Annotated in this window: 15 protein-coding genes; 11 read left to right on the top strand and 4 right to left on the bottom strand. The window is 41.6% G+C overall.

Features of this window, described 5'->3' with window-relative positions; translation table 11 throughout:
- Window positions 1-58: 58 nt before the first annotated feature.
- From ACOOEY_RS03685 to ACOOEY_RS03655, 7 genes are all read left to right on the top strand, one after another.
- Complete coding sequence (locus tag ACOOEY_RS03685; RefSeq protein WP_420387325.1) at window positions 59-1,231, top strand: alanine racemase; 1,173 nt, start codon at window positions 59-61, stop codon at window positions 1,229-1,231.
- 80 nt (window positions 1,232-1,311) lie between these two features.
- Window positions 1,312-3,726, top strand: coding sequence for an ABC transporter permease (locus ACOOEY_RS03680; protein WP_420387324.1), 2,415 nt, complete (start codon window positions 1,312-1,314; stop codon window positions 3,724-3,726).
- Between the two features lie 139 nt (window positions 3,727-3,865).
- The gene (locus tag ACOOEY_RS03675) at window positions 3,866-6,283 is read left to right on the top strand and encodes an ABC transporter permease (RefSeq protein WP_420387323.1); all 2,418 of its coding nucleotides are present in this window, start codon (window positions 3,866-3,868) and stop codon (window positions 6,281-6,283) included.
- 129 nt (window positions 6,284-6,412) lie between these two features.
- Window positions 6,413-7,420: an endonuclease/exonuclease/phosphatase family protein gene (locus ACOOEY_RS03670; RefSeq protein WP_420387322.1), complete on the top strand. Its 1,008-nt coding sequence runs from the start codon at window positions 6,413-6,415 to the stop codon at window positions 7,418-7,420.
- 22 nt (window positions 7,421-7,442) lie between these two features.
- Window positions 7,443-7,637: a PspC domain-containing protein gene (locus tag ACOOEY_RS03665; RefSeq protein ID WP_420387321.1), complete on the top strand. Its 195-nt coding sequence runs from the start codon at window positions 7,443-7,445 to the stop codon at window positions 7,635-7,637.
- A gap of 19 nt (window positions 7,638-7,656) precedes the next feature.
- A complete protein-coding gene (locus tag ACOOEY_RS03660; RefSeq protein ID WP_420387320.1) occupies window positions 7,657-9,273 on the top strand; it encodes a hypothetical protein in 1,617 nt (538 codons plus the stop codon).
- A gap of 1 nt (window position 9,274) precedes the next feature.
- Complete coding sequence (locus ACOOEY_RS03655; protein WP_420387319.1) at window positions 9,275-10,639, top strand: DUF5723 family protein; 1,365 nt, start codon at window positions 9,275-9,277, stop codon at window positions 10,637-10,639.
- Here the strand turns inward: ACOOEY_RS03655 and ACOOEY_RS03650 are convergent.
- Complete coding sequence (locus ACOOEY_RS03650; RefSeq protein WP_420387318.1) at window positions 10,636-12,939, bottom strand: efflux RND transporter permease subunit; 2,304 nt, start codon at window positions 12,937-12,939, stop codon at window positions 10,636-10,638. The genes ACOOEY_RS03655 and ACOOEY_RS03650 overlap by 4 nt on opposite strands.
- Window positions 12,940-12,969: 30 nt before the next feature.
- Between ACOOEY_RS03650 and ACOOEY_RS03645 the strand changes: the two genes are divergently transcribed.
- Entirely contained in the window at window positions 12,970-13,764 is a 795-nt protein-coding gene (locus ACOOEY_RS03645; RefSeq protein WP_420387317.1) for a thymidylate synthase, read from the top strand.
- Here ACOOEY_RS03645 and ACOOEY_RS03640 read toward each other — a convergent pair.
- The gene (locus ACOOEY_RS03640) at window positions 13,742-14,572 is read right to left on the bottom strand and encodes an aminotransferase class IV (protein WP_420387316.1); all 831 of its coding nucleotides are present in this window, start codon (window positions 14,570-14,572) and stop codon (window positions 13,742-13,744) included. The two genes, ACOOEY_RS03645 and ACOOEY_RS03640, sit on opposite strands and share 23 nt — an antisense overlap.
- Window positions 14,573-14,654: 82 nt before the next feature.
- On the opposite strand from ACOOEY_RS03640, the gene sdaAB reads away from it, so the two are divergent.
- The 3 genes from sdaAB to ACOOEY_RS03625 are packed head-to-tail and all read left to right on the top strand — an operon-like array spanning window position 14,655 to window position 18,193.
- Window positions 14,655-15,332 carry an L-serine ammonia-lyase, iron-sulfur-dependent subunit beta gene (sdaAB, locus tag ACOOEY_RS03635; protein WP_420387315.1) on the top strand — a complete coding sequence of 226 codons (678 nt, stop codon included), beginning with the start codon at window positions 14,655-14,657 and terminating at the stop codon, window positions 15,330-15,332.
- 9 nt (window positions 15,333-15,341) lie between these two features.
- A complete protein-coding gene (locus ACOOEY_RS03630) occupies window positions 15,342-16,796 on the top strand; it encodes a TolC family protein (RefSeq protein ID WP_420387314.1) in 1,455 nt (484 codons plus the stop codon).
- An 8-nt stretch (window positions 16,797-16,804) separates the two neighbouring features.
- Window positions 16,805-18,193, top strand: a complete 1,389-nt coding sequence (locus ACOOEY_RS03625; protein ID WP_420387313.1) for an efflux RND transporter periplasmic adaptor subunit — start codon at window positions 16,805-16,807, stop codon at window positions 18,191-18,193.
- Window positions 18,194-18,244: 51 nt separating this feature from the next.
- Here ACOOEY_RS03625 and ACOOEY_RS03620 read toward each other — a convergent pair whose 3' ends face one another.
- Window positions 18,245-18,817 (bottom strand): Maf family nucleotide pyrophosphatase, encoded by a 573-nt coding sequence (locus ACOOEY_RS03620; RefSeq protein ID WP_420387312.1) that lies wholly within the window; start codon window positions 18,815-18,817, stop codon window positions 18,245-18,247.
- Window positions 18,783-20,087: a DUF1015 domain-containing protein gene (locus ACOOEY_RS03615; protein ID WP_420387311.1), complete on the bottom strand. Its 1,305-nt coding sequence runs from the start codon at window positions 20,085-20,087 to the stop codon at window positions 18,783-18,785. The genes ACOOEY_RS03620 and ACOOEY_RS03615 overlap by 35 nt, the downstream gene beginning before the upstream one ends.
- Window positions 20,088-20,092 lie beyond the last annotated feature (5 nt).

Here is a 20,092-nt window from a genome sequence, read left to right as displayed (position 1 = left end):
GTTGAATTTAAAGTGATATTAAAATGATATCAAATAGTAATCAAAAAATACGAGGCTTTTGAAAAAAAGGTTGGCTTTTGTCAGAAAAACTTTTCAGCTCCGGTTCAATGCGCTTAATTCAGGCATGGAACTCAAAATTACCCGACCGACTCTTTTGCTGGATTTGCAAAAGATGGAAGCTAATCTGGATAGAATGTTGGATAAGGCCAGCAGAACCGGTACCGAGCTAATCCCGCACTTCAAAACGCATCAATCTAAAGAGGTTGCTGAACTGGTCAGGCAGAAAGGGGTAAGCAGAATCACTGTGTCTTCAGTGAAAATGGCTGAATATTTTGCCAGTGCAGGATGGAAGGATATTACCATCGCTTTTCCCTTCAATATTCTAGAGGCTGAAGTAATTAACAGGCTTTTGGCTGAAGGTGTGAAAATTACGATTCTGGTCTCCGATGCCGATTTACTGCCAATGCTGGATGGTGTTTTCCATGCTGAGGTTCAGGTATTGGTAGAAATAGATGCAGGTTATGGCAGGTCAGGCATTGCAGCTTCAGATAGAGAAACTTTGAAATCGATAGTCGAGGCAATCAATAAGAATGAGCAGCTGGTATTTTATGGCCTCTATTGCCATCCGGGTAATACCTATCATGCCGATAGCATTGAAGATATTCGCTTGATATGGTCCAGCTCTATTAAGAAGATGAATCTATTGAAGAACCTGATTGCTCCTATGGTAGATCAGGTGATTATTAGAATGGGAGATACTCCCGGCTGTACTGTGGTAGAAGACATGAGGGGTGTAGACGAAATTGGCCCGGGAAATTTCATCTTTTATGATTTGGTGATGAATTACCTGAATGTCTGTGATGAGACTGACATTGCCGTTGCTGTTGCCTGTCCCGTTGTAGCGAAGTATTCCAGCAGGAATCAGGTGGTTATCCATGGTGGAGCTGTTCACTTTTCTAAAGACCATTTGTTCGATGAACATGAACAGAAGTTCTTTGGTGAATTGGTCATAATTGCTGAAAATGACTGGTCGAGGATTATTCCGGACGCCAAACTGGTGTCACTTTCGCAAGAGCATGGCATCCTTCAATTGACCGAAGAGGTATTCGAAAAGGTACAAATAGGAGATGTGTTAGGGTTTTTGCCTATTCATTCGTGCCTAACCGCCAATCTGTTGAAGTCTTATGTGACTTTGAGCGGTGAAAGAATGGAACATTTAGAGAATATTTAGGGGGGCTGCAACTATCGGTTGGTTTGGTTCGTCCTTGGTGCAAAGGTGAAAGCCTTAAGGTCAAACTCAAACCAATTCTTATGTTACAGAACTACTTAAAAATTGCTCTGAGGAGCATTTGGAAGGATAAGTTTTTTTCCTTCCTCAACATCTCAGGTCTGGCTATTGGTATAGCCTGTTGTTTACTTATCGTTACCTATGTTGGCTATGAACTGAGCTTCGATAAGCACTTTAAAAATTCCGATAATATTTACCGTATTGTTATTGAAGGTTCATTCAATGGCCGTGACTTTACCGGTTCTCAGAGCCCATCGCCTACAGGAGGTGTGTTTAAAGAAAGAATTCCTGCGGTAGAAGAGCGTTTGAGGCTGCTCAATACGGGAAACTGGATAGTCAATTACGAGGACAAGGTTTTTAATGAAAGCAGGGTGGTTTATGCCGATGAGACATTCTTTGATGTCTTTCAGGTAAATATGATTTACGGAAACCCCAAAGAGGCTTTGCTCCGAAAGAATCATGTGGCCATGAGTCAGTCGGTAGCACGCAAGTATTTTGGAGATGAAGACCCGATAGGCAAAACCGTGAAGCTTGATAATGATGAGGATTGGATTGTCTCCGGGGTCTATGAAGATATTCCCGATAACAGCCATTTTCGTTTTAACCTCATTCTTTCTTTCATTACACGAGAAGATGAATACAATAGCCAGCAATGGCTTAACCAGAATTATGATACCTATCTGGTATTGAATGAGAATGCCTCATTTGATGATGTTCAGGCACAGATGAATCAGATAGCCATTGAGAAGATGGGTGCTGAATTCAAGCAATTTCTGGATATGACTTTTGAAGAGTTTGAAGCGGCTGGTAACAGCTTTAATTACTTCCTTCAACCCATTGAAGATATTCACCTCAGATCAGATAATTACGGAGGCTTTGAGCCGGAAAGCGATATTACTTATGTCTATATCTTCTCAGCCATTGCAGCTTTTATACTGATCCTGGCTTGTATCAATTTCATGAACCTAAGTACTGCCAGAAGTGCCAACAGAGCCAAAGAGGTAGGGTTGAGAAAGGTAATGGGCTCCTTCAGAAGTCAATTGATTATTCAGTTTATTTCTGAGTCAGTCATTATCACTTTCATTAGTGGAATGATAGGATTGGCATTGGCCATTGTGGTATTGCCATTCTTCAATCAGTTTGCAGATCGTGAGATGACCATTGGCTTTTTAACTCAGCTGCCTTATGTGTTAATCGGTTCATTGATCGTTGGATTTTTGGCTGGTATTTATCCTGCCTTCTTCCTTTCAGCTTTTGCTCCCGTAAAGGTCTTGAAAGGGAATCTGAGCATGGGTATGAAGAGTGGAGGCCTGAGAAAGGCCCTGGTTACGTTTCAGTTCTTTATTTCTATTCTACTCATCATCGGTACATTCAGTATTCTAAACCAGTTGCAATACATCCAGAGCAAGAAACTCGGTTTCGAAAAGAATCAGGTGCTGTTGGTACACAATACTTACCTGTTGGGAGATAATGTAGAGCCTTTCAGAAACCAGTTGCTTAATAATGCCAGCATTGAAAGTGGCACCTATACATGGTATTTACCAACTTCCAGCTCAAGATCATCCACTGTATTTTTTCCTGATGCTATAGTGGACCAGGAAAGAGGTCAGGTTTCACAGAACTGGTTTGTTGATGAAAACTATGCTGAGGTGTTTGGACTCAAGCTAAAGGAAGGAAGATTCTTCGATAGAGATATACCTACTGATACCATGGCCATGGTAATCAATGAGAAAGCAGCTCAGGTATATGGCATTGAGCATCTGGAAAATGCGGTCATCGGAGATTTTAATGATGACGGAACTGCTCTGGACAGATACAAAGTGATTGGCATCATAGAAGATTTTCACTTCGAGTCTTTAAGGACAGAGATTGGTCCGATGGTAATGCGAATGGGGTCACAAAGAGGTTACCTAGGGCTTAAACTCAACTCTGCTAATTATCAGCAGGTGATTGATGAGACCAGAATGGCCTGGGAAGAAATGGCGAGCGATCAACCTTTTGAGTATAGTTTTCTGGATGATCGTTTCGGCAACATGTATGAATCTGAAAATCAATTGGGTGATATCTTCTCCATTTTTGCCGGTCTTGCTATAGTCATTGCCTGCCTGGGACTTTTTGGTCTGGCCGCTTTTACAGCCCAGCAGAAGACTAAGGAAGTTGGTATCAGAAAGGTACTTGGAGCTTCTTTATATCAATTGATTTATCTGATGTCCAGAGAAGTCTCTATCCTCATTCTTATCTCATTTGTAGTAGCCTCTGCCGTAGGATGGTATGGAGTGAATGAATGGATGCAATCCTTCGCTTACCGTCCACCAATGAGTATTACAGTCTTTGTGTTGGCGGGGGCGAGTGCACTGTTTATTGCACTACTCACTATGAGTTACCAATCGATTAAGGTAGCCACAGGGAATCCTGCCAAAGCCTTAAGGAGCGAATAATGAAAAGAAAGCCCGTGAATTAATTCACGGGCTTTCTTTTTGTCTGTTTACCGATAAGTGCTGTTGATTCACCGATTCTGTTTATCAGTTTTTTGGATCATCAGCTTCTTTTACAGCGTCAAACTCAAACAACATTACTATGTATCGTAACTACTTCAAGATTGCTTTCCGCAATTTATTTCGAAACAAGTTCTATTCTCTACTCAATATTTCCGGTCTGGCTATTGGTATAGCCTGTTGTCTGCTCATCATGCTTTTTGTCACTGATGAGTTGAGCTATGATAAGCACTTTGAGAAGGCAGACAGAACCTACAGGCTCACCATGTCGGGGGCCTTGAATGGTTCTGCCTTTGACCTGGCAGTGGTTGGACCATCAGTCGGTAAAACGCTTTATGAAGATTTTCCTGAGGTAATTCAATATGGTCGATTCAGGGTAAATAGCTCTCCTTTTATTCGTTTTGGAGAAAATGTATTTAAAGAGGAGAATTTCGTTTGGGCCGACAATTCCATGCTCGATATTTTTGATATCGAACTTCTTTTAGGTGATCCCGAAACGGCACTGGTAAACCCTAAATCGCTCATTATGAGTGAATCTGCTGCCAAGAAGTATTTCGGAAGCACTGATCCAATCGGGAAGACTGTAGAATTTGGTTCAGCCAAGGACTATGTAGTGACAGGCGTGTATAAGGAGATACCCAGGAACACGCACTTCCAATTCGATGTAATGGGCTCCATGGAAACACTGGATGAGGCCAAGCGCCCGATTTGGTTGAGTATGAACTTTCAGACTTATGTGGTTTTAACTGAAGATGCAGATACGGAGGCTATGGCAGCTCGTTTTCCGGATATGTTGAAGCGCTATGTTGGCCCTGAAGTGAAACAGTTTATGAATATGGAATGGGAAGACATGGGTAATAGTGGTTCTGCTATGGCTTTTGGTATGCAAGCCCTTACCGACATCCATTTGCATTCTGATTTGGAAGGAGAGATCGATGCCAATGGCGACATCAAATATGTTTACATCTTCTCTGCTATTGCTTTATTTATTTTGCTCATTGCCTGTATCAACTTCATGAACCTGGCTACCGCCAGATCGGCTCACCGAGCTAAAGAGGTAGGAGTACGAAAGGTGTTAGGGTCACTGAAGGCACAACTGATCAATCAGTTCCTGGCCGAGTCATTAATCATCAGTTTGTTGTCTTTTGTTTTAGCCATAGGGTTGGCCTATGTGGCATTACCATTTTTCAATAACCTGGCCAATAAGAATCTGACGATTCCTTTTACTGATCCTGTATTTCTTGTTAGTGTGCTGGCCGGAGTCTTTATAGTGGGATTGTTGGCTGGTAGCTATCCTGCATTCTTCCTGTCTGCTTTTCAACCGGTAAAAGTCTTGAAAGGTAGTCTGAGTGGAGGTATGAAGAGTGGAGCCCTGAGGAATGTCCTGGTGGTTATTCAGTTCTGTGCTTCCATATTCCTGGTAATTGGAACTCTGGTGATTTTAAACCAATTGAAATTTATTCAGAATAAGAACCTGGGTTTCGATAGAGACAGAGTGGTAATTATTAATGATGCCTATTTGGCAAGAGGTAATGTACAGGCACTAAAGACTGAACTTGAATCATTCCCTGAAGTAAAATCCGTTTCGGTTTCAGGTTATTTGCCTACCCCATCCAATAGCAATATGAATGTATTCATCAAGGGTATCGTTCCTTCTCAGGACAATCAGGTGCTGATGAGCAGTTGGTATGTTGACTATGAGTATATAGAAACCATGGGAATGAGTATGACTGCTGGTCGTAACTTCTCCAGAGACTTTCCAACAGATTCGTTGGGTATAATCATCAATGAAGCAGCAGTGAAAGAGTTTGGATTCGAGAATCCAATTGGAGAAACCATTGGCAACTTCGTTGACCTGGAAGGTAATATTCAAGGCCTGAAAGTGGTAGGGGTAGTGAAAGATTTTCATTACAGAACACTCAAAGACAGAATTGCACCACTCTGTATGATGCTGGGCAACAATGCCGGCTTGATGAGTTTGAAAGTTAATACTCAGGACTATTCTGGTCTGATTTCCAGAATTGAAGAGGCCTGGACAAGATTAGCGCCTAATCAACCCTTTGAAACATCTTTTTTAGACGATCGCTTCAACAGAATGTATGATGCAGAACAGAGGCTGGGTAAGATTTTCGGAGTCTTTGCCGGTTTAGCTATATCTATTGCTTGTTTAGGGTTATTCGGCTTGGCATCATATACCGCTGAGAACAGGATTAAGGAAGTGGGCATTCGAAAAGTACTTGGTGCCAATGTAGCTCAGATTGTATTCCTGCTTTCTAAGGATATGGGTAAGCTGGTGCTGATCGCCTTCTTGTTTGGCGCTCCCTTGGCCTGGTACTCTATGAATTCCTGGCTGTCGGGTTTTGAATACAGAACATCCATTGGTTGGTACATATTTGCTTTTACCGCCCTGGGAGCTTTACTTATTGCTATGCTGACTATGAGTTATCAGTCATTAAAGGCGGCTACAGGGAACCCGGTGAAAGCCCTTAGAAACGAATAATATCTGAAAAATGTATGGTCAAGATATTCAGTCAGTTGAATCTGAATACTTGGCCTTACTATACTTTTTACAATTTCAATCACAAGATTTTAGCTATAAAATTGTTAGAATAGTGATTTGAATGGTTTCATGAGGTCATTACTGAAATTGCCGGTTACAATTTGGGCTATTTTTTCACTGCTGGTTTATAGCAGTGTGCTCATATCTCCTCTTTTCTTCAGGTTTTCCGGAGTAATTTCATTTGGCGTTCCAATTGTCATTTTACTTAATATCATATTGTTGCTACTGGCGGTTTTCTTTAAGTGGAAATCCGGGTTTGTCGCTTTTGTTCTGATTGTAATTGCCTATCCGTTCCTGAATGTCGCCATGAGTTTTCAAGGTAGAACTGAGCCAGGACAGAATTCCTTTAAGGTGCTTAATTACAATGTAATGAGGTACAATTATCCGGAGAGTGAAGAGGCCAGGCGAGAGCTCTCAGAGTGGATTGTGGCTTCTGATGCTGATATTATCTGCCTTCAGGAATTTGCCTTCGGTTCGAAATATACCAGGTCACTAAATGGAACTAAAGACTATTACGCCCACTTCGGAGGCTATGCCAAGAGCTTTGCCATTTTCTCTAAGTTTCCGATCATTGGTTCGGGCCAAATATTTCAGGATGATCATACCAACAACGTGACTTATGCAGACCTTAAGATTGGCAATGATACACTTAGGGTATATAATATTCATCTTCAATCTATGGGGATTAACCCTGATAAAATTCAATCCACCGAGGGGATCAAGAATGAGTATGAAGAGGTAACACAGAAATTTCTGACGGCCAGCAAAGAAAGAACCCGTCAGGTTAAGAAACTGATGGAGGTGACTGATACTATTGGTTATCGTCAGTTACTGGTAGGCGACTTTAATGATGTACCTTTCAGTTATAATTACTTTCAGTTCAAAAAGCAGTTCAAAAATGCCTTTGAAGAGGTAGGCAGAGGTTTTGGTATTACCTACAACGGCAAGATTCCTTTTCTGAGAATCGATAATCAGTTCTATTCTGAGGGACTGGTAGCTCATTCATTGGAGACTCTTAACAACGTTTCTTTTTCAGATCACTTTCCGCTAATCGGAATTTATGAGATAACTCCTTAAATTGTGGTTTAAATCATTTTTTATGGCAGGGAGCAACAGATTATTTCGTTCGAGTGAAAATAAAGTGATTGCAGGCGTTTGTGGAGGTCTTGCCGAGTTTCTGGGCTGGGATGTTTCTACGGTTCGGCTACTCTATGTAGTGATTTCCATATTTAGCGCTGCTTTTCCGGGTTTACTCGTCTACGTGATACTTTGGGCCGTGATGCCTGAAAAATAGCCCAACCCAATCCCCTATAATGAAAAAACTTCTAATTCTCTCCTGTTTGGGGCTATGTACAATACTAGTCGCCTGCAACGTCAAATACTTTGAGAATGCCGAATTTGACGATATCGTTTTCGATCCATCCATAGCGGTGGTCTTTGGCGAATTGAATTACACTGTCGATGAGCTTTTTGAGCAGTTAAATGATGCCAATGCCGGAGTTACCTCTAATGATGAAGGTGTGGTAACCATTGTTTACAGTGAAGAATTACAATCTCAAAGTGCTCAGGACTTTCTTCAGATTCAGGATCAGGGTTTTGAGTCTTCGCTTCCTTCAGGTGTTGACATCAATAATCCCGGAGTTTCAACAACTGTAACTGTTTCGGAGTCCTATGAGTTTGATCTGGTTCAGAGAAGAGGAGAACGATATGACAGTATCTTCTTTCAGTCAGGTTTGTTCGACTTTTCCGTAGAATCTGACTTTGATGCTCAAATCGATTTCACAGCAACATTTACATCTCTTCAGGAGGCAGGTGCCCCTTTGACTATGTCTGGTACTCTTACTCCGGGTAATAATACTTTTAATGACACAGAGAGTTTGAGTCAGTATGCTGGCTACTTCCATTTAGACAGCAACGGAGATGCTGCTTCCAACAAGTTCCTGGTAGAGTTAACTTATGATATCACAATTACTCCAACTACAACAGTTAGTTCTACAGACAGAATACAGTATAGCATAGGTATAAATAATACTAAGTTTGAAAGAGTGTATGGTTACCTGGACTCACAGGAACTGGAAGTGAGTTTTGAGATAGTAAACTTTGACTTCTTTAGCCAGTTCTTCACAGGAGACATAACCTTTACTGATCCACAGGTAAACTTTGTTTTCAACAATAGCTTTGGTTTCCCAATGTCAGTTGACTTTCAGCAGATACAAGCCAGTAATGAAGATGGTCAAACGCTTAGTCTTCAGGGCGATATTATTACTCAGTTGAATGAAATAGCAGGCCCAAGAGTAGCTAATGAAGGAGCCATAAGAGAGACCACCATTGAGATGAATAAAGACAACTCAAACATTGTGGATATGCTCAATATTCAGCCTGATCGTATTGTGGTCGATGTGATAGCAGAATCTAATCCTGATGGAGTTCCATTTCAATACAACTTTATCAATGATGCCAGTTTACTGACCGTTGGAGTTGGGATCGAAATCCCTTTCGATATGAATATCGATGGTCTGCAAGCAGAGGAGAGTATGTCCTTTACCCCTCCAGAAGATATTGATCAGGCTAAACGACTAATGATCAGACTGGCTTCTGAAAACTATATTCCGCTGAGTGGATTGGTTGAAATTCAATTCCTGAACTCCAATGGTGATATAGTTTATTCAGTGGATGAACAGGCGGCATTTGAAGCTGCTGAAGTAGGAACAGATGGCCGAACCTCATTACCTGCCAACGCGGTAAGCGATTTTGTTCTGGAAGAAGATGATATTAGGGCAATAACCAATGCCAGCTCAATCAACCTTGTGGTGACATTAACCACAACTGATGCAGATCAGGGTGCTAGTGTAAAACTGTTCGATGATTATGAACTGAAGTTCAAAGTCTCCGGTCAGTTAGATGTTGAATTTAACTCAAGCGGAAACTAAGATGAAAAAACTTATACTAACACTAACGATCTGTTTTGTTTCTGCTGTGGCATCAGCTCAGGGATTCATGTCTTTCTATCAGCTGCGCGATATAGTTCCGCAGACTTCGAATTTTCAACCAGCTTTCATCCCTGACAATAGCTTTACTCTCGGTCTTCCGACCAACGTTGGGCTGACCATTCAGGGCGATGTGAAGCTGGAGGAACTTCTATACAAAGAGCCGGGACAAAATAATTTCACGGTCAACTTTGATGTATTGAACGGTGTCGCTCTTGAGCGTAACCACCTCAATGTAGAAGCAGATGTCAACCTTCTGCACCTGGGCTTCAAAACCAAGAAAGGAGGCTTCTCTATTTTCGCCAATATCAGATCGAATATTGATTTTGTTTATAATAAGGACCTGGTAGAGTTTTTGGCCAATGGTAACTCTAATCGAATTGGAGGAACACTGGATTTCTCAGGTAGTACCATGAGAATGGATGCCTACCATGAAATAGGTTTTGGCTATGCACGTAAGTTTTTGGGAGACAAGCTGATAGTGGGAGCAAGGGTGAAGCTGGTAACAGGCATGTACCATGCCTCTGTTCAGGAAGATGCTTCATTCAGGTTAACCACGGATGCTAATGACTACAGCTGGCAGATTCAGGTAGAAAACGGAACGGTAAATACTGCTGGGTTGGATTATTTTACCAACTCGGATGACTACTCTTCTTCCGATATGACTTCGTTTATGCTGTCTAACGATAACCAAACTATTGCCTTTGATATTGGTGCGCGTTTTAAGCCTCTCAGATGGTTAGAGGTTGAAGCAGCAGTGAATGATATTGGTAAGATCGATTGGACTGAGCAGGTTAGAAACTACAATACAGAAGATACAGAGTTTACCTTTACAGGAATTAACCTGCGAAATCAGGATGATACTGAGCAGGCAATTCAGGATAGTATCGCTAATAAGTTTACTTCCAATGAAACTCAGAATCCATTCTCTACCACCATGGCCAGAAGAATGTATTTGTCTGCCTCTCTGTATGCCACACCTAATGACAGGTTCTCACTATTGTATTTCAAGAGAAATGCATTAGATCAAATGCCTGCCAATTATGCCGTGTCATATAATCACAGGTTCGAAAAGTTTGTGGTTGGTATTTTGGGAAGCTATCGTTCTGAGAACAGCGAAATGAATATTGGGGCCAATCTGGGTACTAATATTGGACCTGTTCAGCTCTATTTGGCTATGGACAATATGTTGGTGACTAATCGGCCGGAACAATACTCTAAGGCTGACTTCCGGTTTGGACTGAATTTAATGTTCGGTTACAAGAAATGGCTCAAGAAGCCAGACATTGTTGACCTCGATGAACTCTAGTTTTTATCAGGTCTCTTTTGTAATAAGATAGGCAAAAGGGTTAGATCGAAGGTAACGGCTATCAGTGCAGCCAACACAATAAAGAAACCTAAGTAGTAGGCAGCTGAGAAACCTGAAATCAGGAAAACAGAGAAGCCCAGAACGATTACCAAAGAAGTTACAATAATGCTTTTACCTGTTCCGGTAAAAGCATTTTTTATGGCTATGGAATTCTGATGGGTTTGCCTTTCCAATTGATATCTGGCCAGAAAATGAATGCTATCGTCAATGGCTATACCCAAGGCAACGGTAAAGATGATTGCTGTGGAGATATTCAGGTGAACGTTCAGTAAACCCATAAGTCCAAATAGAATGGCAATGGGTAGCAGGTTAGGAATTAAAGTGAGCAGGGCCAGTCTCCAACTTCTGAAAAATATAAAAATGAATAGTGAAACAGAGGCCAGCGCAAAGCCAATACCTTTCAAGAGCGATTGCACAACATATCCATCGGTTTTGTCTATGAGATAAGAGGCTCCGGTGAGTCTTGCATGGAAACCATCTCCGTTGATGTTGTCCAGAAAGGATTTTAATTCCTCGTTCTTAGGTCTGAAATGACCACTACCCAGGTCTTCGGTTCTTCCCAATAGTCTAATGACTTTACCCTCTTTTGCCTGAACATTACTACGTTCCGTTCTTAGCCTTCTTGATTGATAGACCCTTTCAATGGTATTGAGGTCTTTTGCTTCAGGAATGGAAAAGTACTTTCGAGCTCCTCCATGAATACCTGCATTAATTTCCCTGATCAGATTTAAAGGAGACTGTATATGATGAACACCATATTCATTGCTCAGGTAAGATTCTAAACTGTCGAGTTTGTGGATTACTTCTTGACTAAATAAGTCTTTGTCCTCATCCAGTTCAATACCCAGTTCAAATGGTTTATAGCCATCGTAGTACTTATCGAAATAAGCTACTTTTTGCAGTTCCGGCTCATTCTTTTGTAGCCCGACAATGAGGCTGGTTGAGCGTGTAAGTTTTGGAATAGCACCAATAATTAATAAAGTCCCTAATGCCAGTACTCCAAGAACAGGTTTCCTGTAAGTAATAATCTTTTCGAATAAACGGGTCAGAAGGGGAGTCCAGGAAAGTGGAGTATAGCCTTTACGCTCCACTCGTTTTGGAAAGAAAAAAAGTAGGGCCGGCAAAGCCAGAAAGGTAATCACGAAAGCCAGTATAACTCCGGTAGCCGTAAGTATTCCGAATTCCTGTATGGGTTTTATGGGAAGAAAGATTAATCCCAGAAAACCTATAGCTGTGGTAACGGAAGTAAGGAAAGTGGCTTTGCCTATACTTTTAATGGTCAGGTAGATGGATAGGTTAGGAGGGAAACCATTATCCAACTGATTATCATATTTATGAATAAAGTGGATAACATCCGAAAGTGCCACGATTAGCAATATGGCTGGGATCATCACTACCATTACGTCAATAGACTTGCCTGTCAGAGCCATAAGTCCCATAGTCCATACCAGTGTCAGTATCAGCACGAGAAGGGGGAGAACCAAACCCTTGATGCTTCTGAACAGAATGAGGAGTATCAGAAAAATGACAATGATACTGCCGATCAGGAGGTTGCCCAGTTCATTTTCAAGCTTCAAAGTGAAGTCATACTGCATTTGAATCTTGCCGGAAACTATACTGTCACTGAACCCCGAATCAGCAATAGTTTGCAGAATTTCCTGGTAATACAAATCCCCGGCTTTCTTTTCATTGAACTCAATATGTCTTAGGAAGAGCATGACAGACTCATTGTCTCTGCCAAAGAAATTGCCGTAGAGATTAAGGTCTTTCAGCTTTTGTTGATCAGGCGGTTCATTTCGGTTAATCAACGGATAGGTATTAACAGAAAGTGGAGTAATCTGTACACCCTTCAGGTCATAGGGGCTAATAACGCTCTCTGTTTGTAGTAAGCTTTCCAGACTGACTTTGAGCTGGTCGGTTTTTTGAATGAAGCTGGTGTCCAGCGGAGCTGAAGATTTGAGCACAATGAAGAGGAAGTCATTGTATTGGCCAAATTCTTTGATGAACTGTTCATAGTATTCAAGTTCATCATCACCTTCGGGAAAGAAGCTATTGAAGCTGTAGTTGAATTTGAGCTTATGCAGTTGGCTTGAGAAGAGAATGGTTAAACCGATTAACAGGCCAAGAGCAATCAGTGATTTAGCTCGTGAGACAACAAGTAAACCAGAGGGTACTCCGTTCTGCTCTTTTTCCTGAACTTCTGGCTTCTCTTTACCCACATTTTCTGTTAATTTGTTCACTGGTTCAAATCTATAAATACCCCGGAGAAAATGAGGCAATATCACGACTTGATGAGACATATTTTGGAGAATGGTGTGGAAAAGAGCGATCGGACGGGAACGGGCACCAAAAGTGTTTTTGGATATCAAATGCGTTTCGATTTGGCTGAAGGCTTTCCCGTGATTACTACTAAGAAGCTACATCTCCGATCAATCATTCATGAATTGCTTTGGTTTTTGCAGGGAGATACCAACATCAAATACCTGAAAGATAATGGTGTAAGAATCTGGGATGAATGGGCCGATGAAAACGGAGACTTAGGCCCTGTGTATGGCTACCAATGGAGAAACTGGCCTGATGGTCATGGCGGAACCATTGACCAGATTACCAAACTGGTAGAGAATATCAAAACCAAACCGGATTCCAGAAGGCATATTGTATCTGCCTGGAATGTGGCTGATGTGGACAACATGGCTTTGCCTCCGTGCCACACCATGTTTCAGTTCTATGTAGCCAATGGTAAACTCAGCTGTCAGTTATATCAAAGGTCTGCCGATGTATTTTTAGGTGTTCCTTTCAATATTGCTTCCTATTCATTACTGGTGTTGATGATTGCTCAGGTTTGTGATCTGAAACCAGGAGAGTTTGTACATACATTTGGTGATGCTCATTTGTACTCTAATCACTATGAGCAAGCCGAACTACAGTTGACAAGAGACTTCAGACCTTTGCCTACCATGAAGCTCAATCCTGAGGTAAAAGATCTGTTCAGTTTTAAATATGAAGATTTTGAACTGGTGGGTTACGATCCGCATCCTCACATTAAAGCTGAAGTAGCTGTTTAATCAGATCTGTCAGTTGATCGGTTGGTGGCAGGAATTCCTTATTTAAGCCTTCCAGCTTTTTGAAAAAGTTAACACCTGAAGCATTGGTACTAAAAATCAATTCAGCTTCCTGAAGAACTTCAGGACCAGACTCTACCTCAGATACCTGGACTCCCTGGTTTTGGAAGCCATTCTTAAGATAGTTTCTCATAATACCTTCTATACAACCCGTACTCAGGCTTGGGGTAAACAGCTGCCCATTCTTTAGCCAGAATAGGTTGCCAATATGGGTTTCCGATAAAAAGCCCCCTGAACTGGTGAGAATAATGTCATCCAATTCCTGTTCTTTTTTTTCAATACCGGCCAGTACATAGGTTAAAGCATTGGTGGTTTTAGCAAAGGAGATAGGGCTCAGCAAGGTATGACTTGATGATGATATTCCTATGCTTTCTTCATGTCTAATGATTGGTTTATCGGTGGCTTTGCATTCCACGTAGAATGAAGACGAATTTTCTAAAGGGGAATATAAGCCCCCCTCATTTCTCCAGACCACTAGCTTAGTTCGAATGCAGCCTTCCAGCTTATTCTCTTTCTTCAGTTGATCTATAAACTGATGCAGAGAATCCTCAGTCAAATCTTTCGGAAAGTCCATTTGGAGTACTTTACAGCCCCTGGCCAATCTGTCCAGATGAAGCCGGACTAAATCAATTCTGTCGGGCCCTGTAACAATCGTCTCGAATAGCCCGTCTCCATAACAAAATGCGCGATTACTTGTTAGAATGAGCGGTTTGGAGGTGTCAATTACTCGGGAGTTAAATATTGCTTTCATGGAAGGTATTCACCTTTTAAACATAATCGAAAATCAAGTAGGGCATATTTCTCTAATATTGAAAGCATAAGTTAGCGCAACTATGGCAGAGCAAAGTAGTGTATTTGATATGATAGGGCCAGTGATGATTGGTCCGTCAAGCTCACATACAGCAGGAGTAGTCAGAATTGGAAGAGTTGCCAGAAAGATTCTGGGGAAGCATCCTGATAAAGCTGAGATCACTTTTTACAACTCATTTGCCAGAACTTATGAGGGACACGGTAGCGACAGAGCTATTATTGCCGGTCTAATGGATTTTAAAACTGATGACGAGAGAATAAGAAATGCTTTTGATCATGCCAATGAAATGGGGTTTGAATTCAAGTTCAGATCTGTAGGAAACGCAAACACCATGCATCCCAATACAGTGAAAGTTGTAGCTAGTTGCGGTGAAAAGAAGGTAGAGGTCATTGGTGAAAGCCGCGGTGGAGGTGTGATTAAAATTAGCGGAGTTAATGGTTTTGGTGTAGGGTTCAATGCCAATCTTACAACCATGATACTTTTGGCCAACGACAAGAAGGGAGCTATTGCTTTTATTGCCACTATTCTGGCAAATGATGAGTGTAACATAGCTTCCATGTCAGTGAACAGAAAAGGTAAGAACGACCAGGCATGTCACGTCATTGAGATGGACTCTAAGCCACCTCAGATTACAATCGATTATTTGAAACACTTAACCTGGATAAATGAGGTCATATTTATTCCAGACATAGATTTTTAAAAAAGGAAGATGAAGTTGAAAAACACAGTAATTTTGGGGCTTAGCATGCTCTTATGCATCAATTTGGCCTGGGGTCAGGGAGCTCAGACAACATTTTCTCTCGAAGAATGCATCAATTATGCTTGGGAGAATAACCTCAATGTGAGGAGCAATCAACTCAATCAGTTGAATAATGAAATTGCCTTAAAGCAATCGAAGTTTGCACTTCTCCCCAGCTTAAGTGCTGGAGGTAGCGTTGGTAAGTCATTTGGTAGAAGTATTGACCCTGTGTCTAACTCCTTCGTAAGTAGGGATTTCACTACTGGTGGTTTTTCGGCTAACAGTTCAGTGACTCTCTATAGTGGTGGTATTTTACGCAACACGATTAAGAGAAATGAGATTAATCTGGAAGCCAGTGAATTCGATTTGGAAAAGGCCAAAAACGATATTGGTCTTCAGGTGGCTACCAATTTCTTGAACGTTCTGCTGAATAAAGAACAATTGGAGAATGCGAAATATCAGAAAGAAGTAACTGCAGCACAACTGGAAAGAACCCAGAAATTAGTTCAGGCTGGTTCTCTTCCAATCACCAATCAGCTGGACCTGGAATCACAACTGGCTTCGAACGAAGTACAGGTGGTCAATGCAGAGAATGCTTTGAATCTGGCGATGCTTAACCTGAAGCAAGCCATGCAGATGCCCGCAGAACAGTCGCTGGACATTGCAACACCTGAAATTGATATCCAGAGTGTACAATTGGCCATGGAAGATCCATCAAGAATTTATGAAGTAGCTCTGGATAATCAACCTGATGTGAAAAGTGCCGAACTCGGTATTGAAAGCAGTGATGTTGATGTTCAGATTTCAAAAGGAGCCTTCCTGCCATCACTATCATTGAGTGGAAGTATTTCTACCAACTATTCTGATCAGGCCAGGCAGCTATTGGGTTCGCAAACCGTAACGGTTCCTTCTCAGCCAATTGGCTTTGTTCAGGGGTCTAACGATCCGGTACTGTCTAACCCTCAGACTCAGACTGTTCCGGTCTTCTCTGATTCATACAGTGTTACTGACCAGTTTGGTGATAACCTGGGTCAATCCATTAGAGTAAGCCTTAGTGTTCCAGTTTTCAGTAAGTATAGTAACTCTGCCAATTTACAGAGGGCAGAAATCAACAAGCAAAGAGCTGAGATTCAGGCACAAACAGTTAAGAATACACTAAGACAAAATATTGAGTCGGCTTACAATACTGCTTTGGCTGCTCTTAAGTCTTACGAAGCCTCTGAAAAAAGAGTAGCCGCTCTGGAAGAGTCTTTCCGTGCCACAGAGCAACGATATAATGTTGGTGGAGCTAACTTTGTAGACTATCAGGTGGCCAACAACAACTTATTTGCAGCTCGAACTGACTTAGTGAGAGCGAAGTACGAATACATTTTCCGTGCTAAAATTTTAGATTTTTATTTAGGTAACCCTATCACTTTAGATTAACAAACAACATGGCTAATAAGAAAAAAGGATCAAATCGAATCATCTGGATATTGCTGATTGCAATTATCGCAATAGTGGTACTGGCCGTAGTAGCTAAGAATGCCGGTATTATTGGAGCGCCAAAGACGATTGCAGTAGAGATGGCTGAAGTGAGCAAGAAGACCATTGTAGAAAAGGTTACCGCTTCAGGTGTAGTACAACCAGTGACTGAAATTATTATCAGCCCGGATGTAGCAGGTGAAATTATTGAATTGAATGTAGAGGAAGGTGACTTTGTCAATGAAGGAATGATTCTGGTTAAGATCAGACCTGATAATTTGATCTCTGCTTTGGACAGAGCAAAAGCTAACCTGAATCAGCAACTGGCTAACCTGGCTTCGGCTAAGGCGAGCAAAGCAAGAAGTGAAGCTCAATTGACTCAGGCTGAGTTGGCATTCAACAGAGCGGAAGAATTGAAGAAGCAAAACGTTATTGCTGATGCTGACTATGAGACGGCACGTTCTAACTATTTGACTGCTAAATTCAACTTAGAGGCCGCTGTAGAAAGCGTTAAGGCTTCTGAATATATCGTAAAATCAAGTCAGGCCACTGTAGCAGAAGCAGAAGAGAACGTCCGCTTCACTATTATCCGTGCCCCTGCAAGTGGAACCATCTCACTCCTGAATGTAGAAAAAGGTGAGCGTGTTGTAGGTACACAACAAATGGCGGGTACTGAAATGATGCGTATTGCTGACCTGAACCAAATGCAGGTGGAGGTTGATGTGAATGAAAATGATATCATCCGTGTAACTGCAGGAGATACTGCAATTATCGATGTTGATTCATACTCTCAAATGGAGAAGAAGTTCAAGGGGATCGTAACACAGATCGCCAATACAGCTAATACCAAGACTTCTGCCGATGCAGTGACTGAATTCAAGGTTGAGATCAGAATTTTAAATGAAAGCTTTAATGAGTTGCTTTCTGAAATCAATGGCCCATCACCATTCCGTCCAGGTATGACTGCCAGTGTTGAAATCATAACCACTACTAAAGAAAATGTATTGTCAGTGCCATTGGCCGCGGTAACTACCAGAAACCCAAAATTGGATGGAAGAGTAGCCGGTGCCGGTTCTGGTGAAGAGGGTGGAGCACCTTCATCTGCTAACACCTCTTTGGCAAATGAAGATAATCTGAAAGAAGTGGTGTTTATCAGTGAAGAAGGAAAAGCGAAGATGGTAGAAGTGAAAACAGGTATTTCTGACTTCGATAATATTGAAATTGTTTCAGGACTTGAAGAAGGTCAGACAGTAATCTCAGGACCGTTCTTCGTGGTAAGCAAAAGATTGAAGAATGGTGATCTGGTAGAAAAAACTGAAAGTAAAAAACCAGGTACTCCGGTGGCTTCAACGAATTAATATTGACTCATAATACCAATGGAAGAAAGCACTTCGAAAGAAGTGCTTTTTTTATGTCATGAATGATTTGAGTGCCTTGTAAAGGCGGTGTAGTGGTAAGCCCATCACATTATAATAATCTCCCTCAATACCTTTGATGCCAATCATACCGATCCACTCCTGAATACCATAGGCTCCTGCTTTATCGAAAGGACTATATTGGTTAATGTAATAATCAATCTCTTCACGGCTTAAATCATCGAAATGAACCAGGGTGACCTCTGAGAAGGAAATAGTCTGCTCTTGAGTTTTAAGGCACACACCTGTGATTACCTGATGTGTTTTACCTGACAACAACTGTAGCATTTCTACAGCCTCACTGTAGTCAGACGCTTTGGCCAAAGCCTTTCCTTCGCACACAACCACGGTATCTGAGGTGATAACCAGTTCATTCTTGTCAAGTGTATCAAAAGCTTCGGCTTTCTTTTGGGCAATGAATTCAGCTAGCTCTTCAACCGGAAGATCATCAGGGAAACTTTCGTCTACCGGCCTAACCTGAACTTCAAAATCGACATCCAGACTTTTGAGCAGCTCCTGTCTTCTGGGGGATTTACTGCCAAGGATTAAACGGTATGGTAAATTCATCGTCTTTTATTGATCCGAAAAGATAGCCACAAATCACTTTAGGGTAGAAGTAGGTGGATTTTTGGGGAAGAGTGAAGCCTGAATGGCAGACTTTCTTCACTGTTTCCATGCTGATTTCCTTAGTGATAATGGCAAACTGTGCTTCTTGTTTCATAGTCTTTGTGAGACAGGTAGCAAAGTTTCTCTCGAAAGTGATGTTTCTTGAATCCCGCTGATCTTTGCCCGGAATACCCAATGCCTTTTCAATGATGAAATAGTGCATTACCGTCAGGTCCAGTTGCTTCACAACATCAGGAAACTTCCATTCAATCAGATCGATCGCCTCAGGTTTTAGCCTGACCTTAATGGTTTCATCCTCGAAGAGCAGACCGAAGGCCCATTGCTTGCCCAGGATTATTTCTTCTATATCGTATGGATTTTCGATCGGACGGAAGAAGAAATAAGGTTCAAGCTTCTTGAGAAATGCTGCCCGATCGAAATTTTCAATGCCTTGTATCAGACGGTGTGTAGGCAGAATCCTTAGATCATCAGATTCACCATTTGTCAGGTACATCAGATGATAATTGTAACCCTTGTCATCAGAGTGATCTTGTGTAGCCATCATTTCATGGCGATACTGAATAGAGCTCTCCAGTCGATGATGACCATCAGCCAGTATAACTTTCTGCTCCATAAGCTTATCCATGAACTTCTGGATGATATTTCGATCATGGATAACAGATAGAACATCTTTTACCCCCTGATAATCTTCAGTTTCATAGATTGGATTCTTTTGACTTTCATCCATATAATGCTCCAGTTCGAACTCGGGATCGAAATAGAGCCCATGCGTGGGGCTTACGTTGAGTTCGGTCGCGCGCAATACATCGACCCGGTCAGAAACAGAATGGGGGATGGTGTTTTCATGCCTTAGAATATCAGAGTCAGGTTTACCCCAGTCGGTCGCTTCTATAAAACTGACAAATCCCTTGCGTATGTATGCTTTTGTGCTTCCAGGGAGAGAGAAATGCTGATAATAAACATATATACCAGGAATAGCGTCTTGTTCAATAATTCCCCTTTTTTTCCAGTCATTAATCGTTTCTCTGGCTTTTTCAGGGCTTGCTGAACTCAATGGTACACTCAAATGAATGCTGTTGTACTCTGTTTCGTAGAGTGCATCTCGTTGCTTTTGAGATATTACATCGAACAGGGGAGAGGTCAGTTCGTCTATTGACTCAGACAACTGTGCATTGTATCTCCAGGCTCTGAAGGGTAATATTTTTGCCATTTATT

The organism is Roseivirga sp. (assembly GCF_965216855.1).
Classification (GTDB): Bacteria; Bacteroidota; Bacteroidia; order Cytophagales; family Cyclobacteriaceae; genus Roseivirga.
Note: the sequence above shows the minus strand (reverse complement) of the source record. Positions and strands in the feature narration are given on the sequence as shown.

Coding starts and splice junctions, on each gene's coding strand:
- ACOOEY_RS03625 (WP_420387313.1), top strand. CDS start 16,805: ATGGCTAATAAGAAAAAAGGATCAAATCGAATCATCTGGATATTGCTG.
- ACOOEY_RS03640 (WP_420387316.1), bottom strand. CDS start 14,572: ATGAAAGCAATATTTAACTCCCGAGTAATTGACACCTCCAAACCGCTC.
- ACOOEY_RS03655 (WP_420387319.1), top strand. CDS start 9,275: ATGAAAAAACTTATACTAACACTAACGATCTGTTTTGTTTCTGCTGTG.
- ACOOEY_RS03630 (WP_420387314.1), top strand. CDS start 15,342: ATGAAGTTGAAAAACACAGTAATTTTGGGGCTTAGCATGCTCTTATGC.
- ACOOEY_RS03660 (WP_420387320.1), top strand. CDS start 7,657: ATGAAAAAACTTCTAATTCTCTCCTGTTTGGGGCTATGTACAATACTA.
- ACOOEY_RS03615 (WP_420387311.1), bottom strand. CDS start 20,087: ATGGCAAAAATATTACCCTTCAGAGCCTGGAGATACAATGCACAGTTG.
- ACOOEY_RS03645 (WP_420387317.1), top strand. CDS start 12,970: ATGAGGCAATATCACGACTTGATGAGACATATTTTGGAGAATGGTGTG.
- ACOOEY_RS03665 (WP_420387321.1), top strand. CDS start 7,443: ATGGCAGGGAGCAACAGATTATTTCGTTCGAGTGAAAATAAAGTGATT.
- ACOOEY_RS03670 (WP_420387322.1), top strand. CDS start 6,413: ATGAGGTCATTACTGAAATTGCCGGTTACAATTTGGGCTATTTTTTCA.
- sdaAB (WP_420387315.1), top strand. CDS start 14,655: ATGGCAGAGCAAAGTAGTGTATTTGATATGATAGGGCCAGTGATGATT.
- ACOOEY_RS03680 (WP_420387324.1), top strand. CDS start 1,312: ATGTTACAGAACTACTTAAAAATTGCTCTGAGGAGCATTTGGAAGGAT.
- ACOOEY_RS03620 (WP_420387312.1), bottom strand. CDS start 18,817: ATGAATTTACCATACCGTTTAATCCTTGGCAGTAAATCCCCCAGAAGA.
- ACOOEY_RS03675 (WP_420387323.1), top strand. CDS start 3,866: ATGTATCGTAACTACTTCAAGATTGCTTTCCGCAATTTATTTCGAAAC.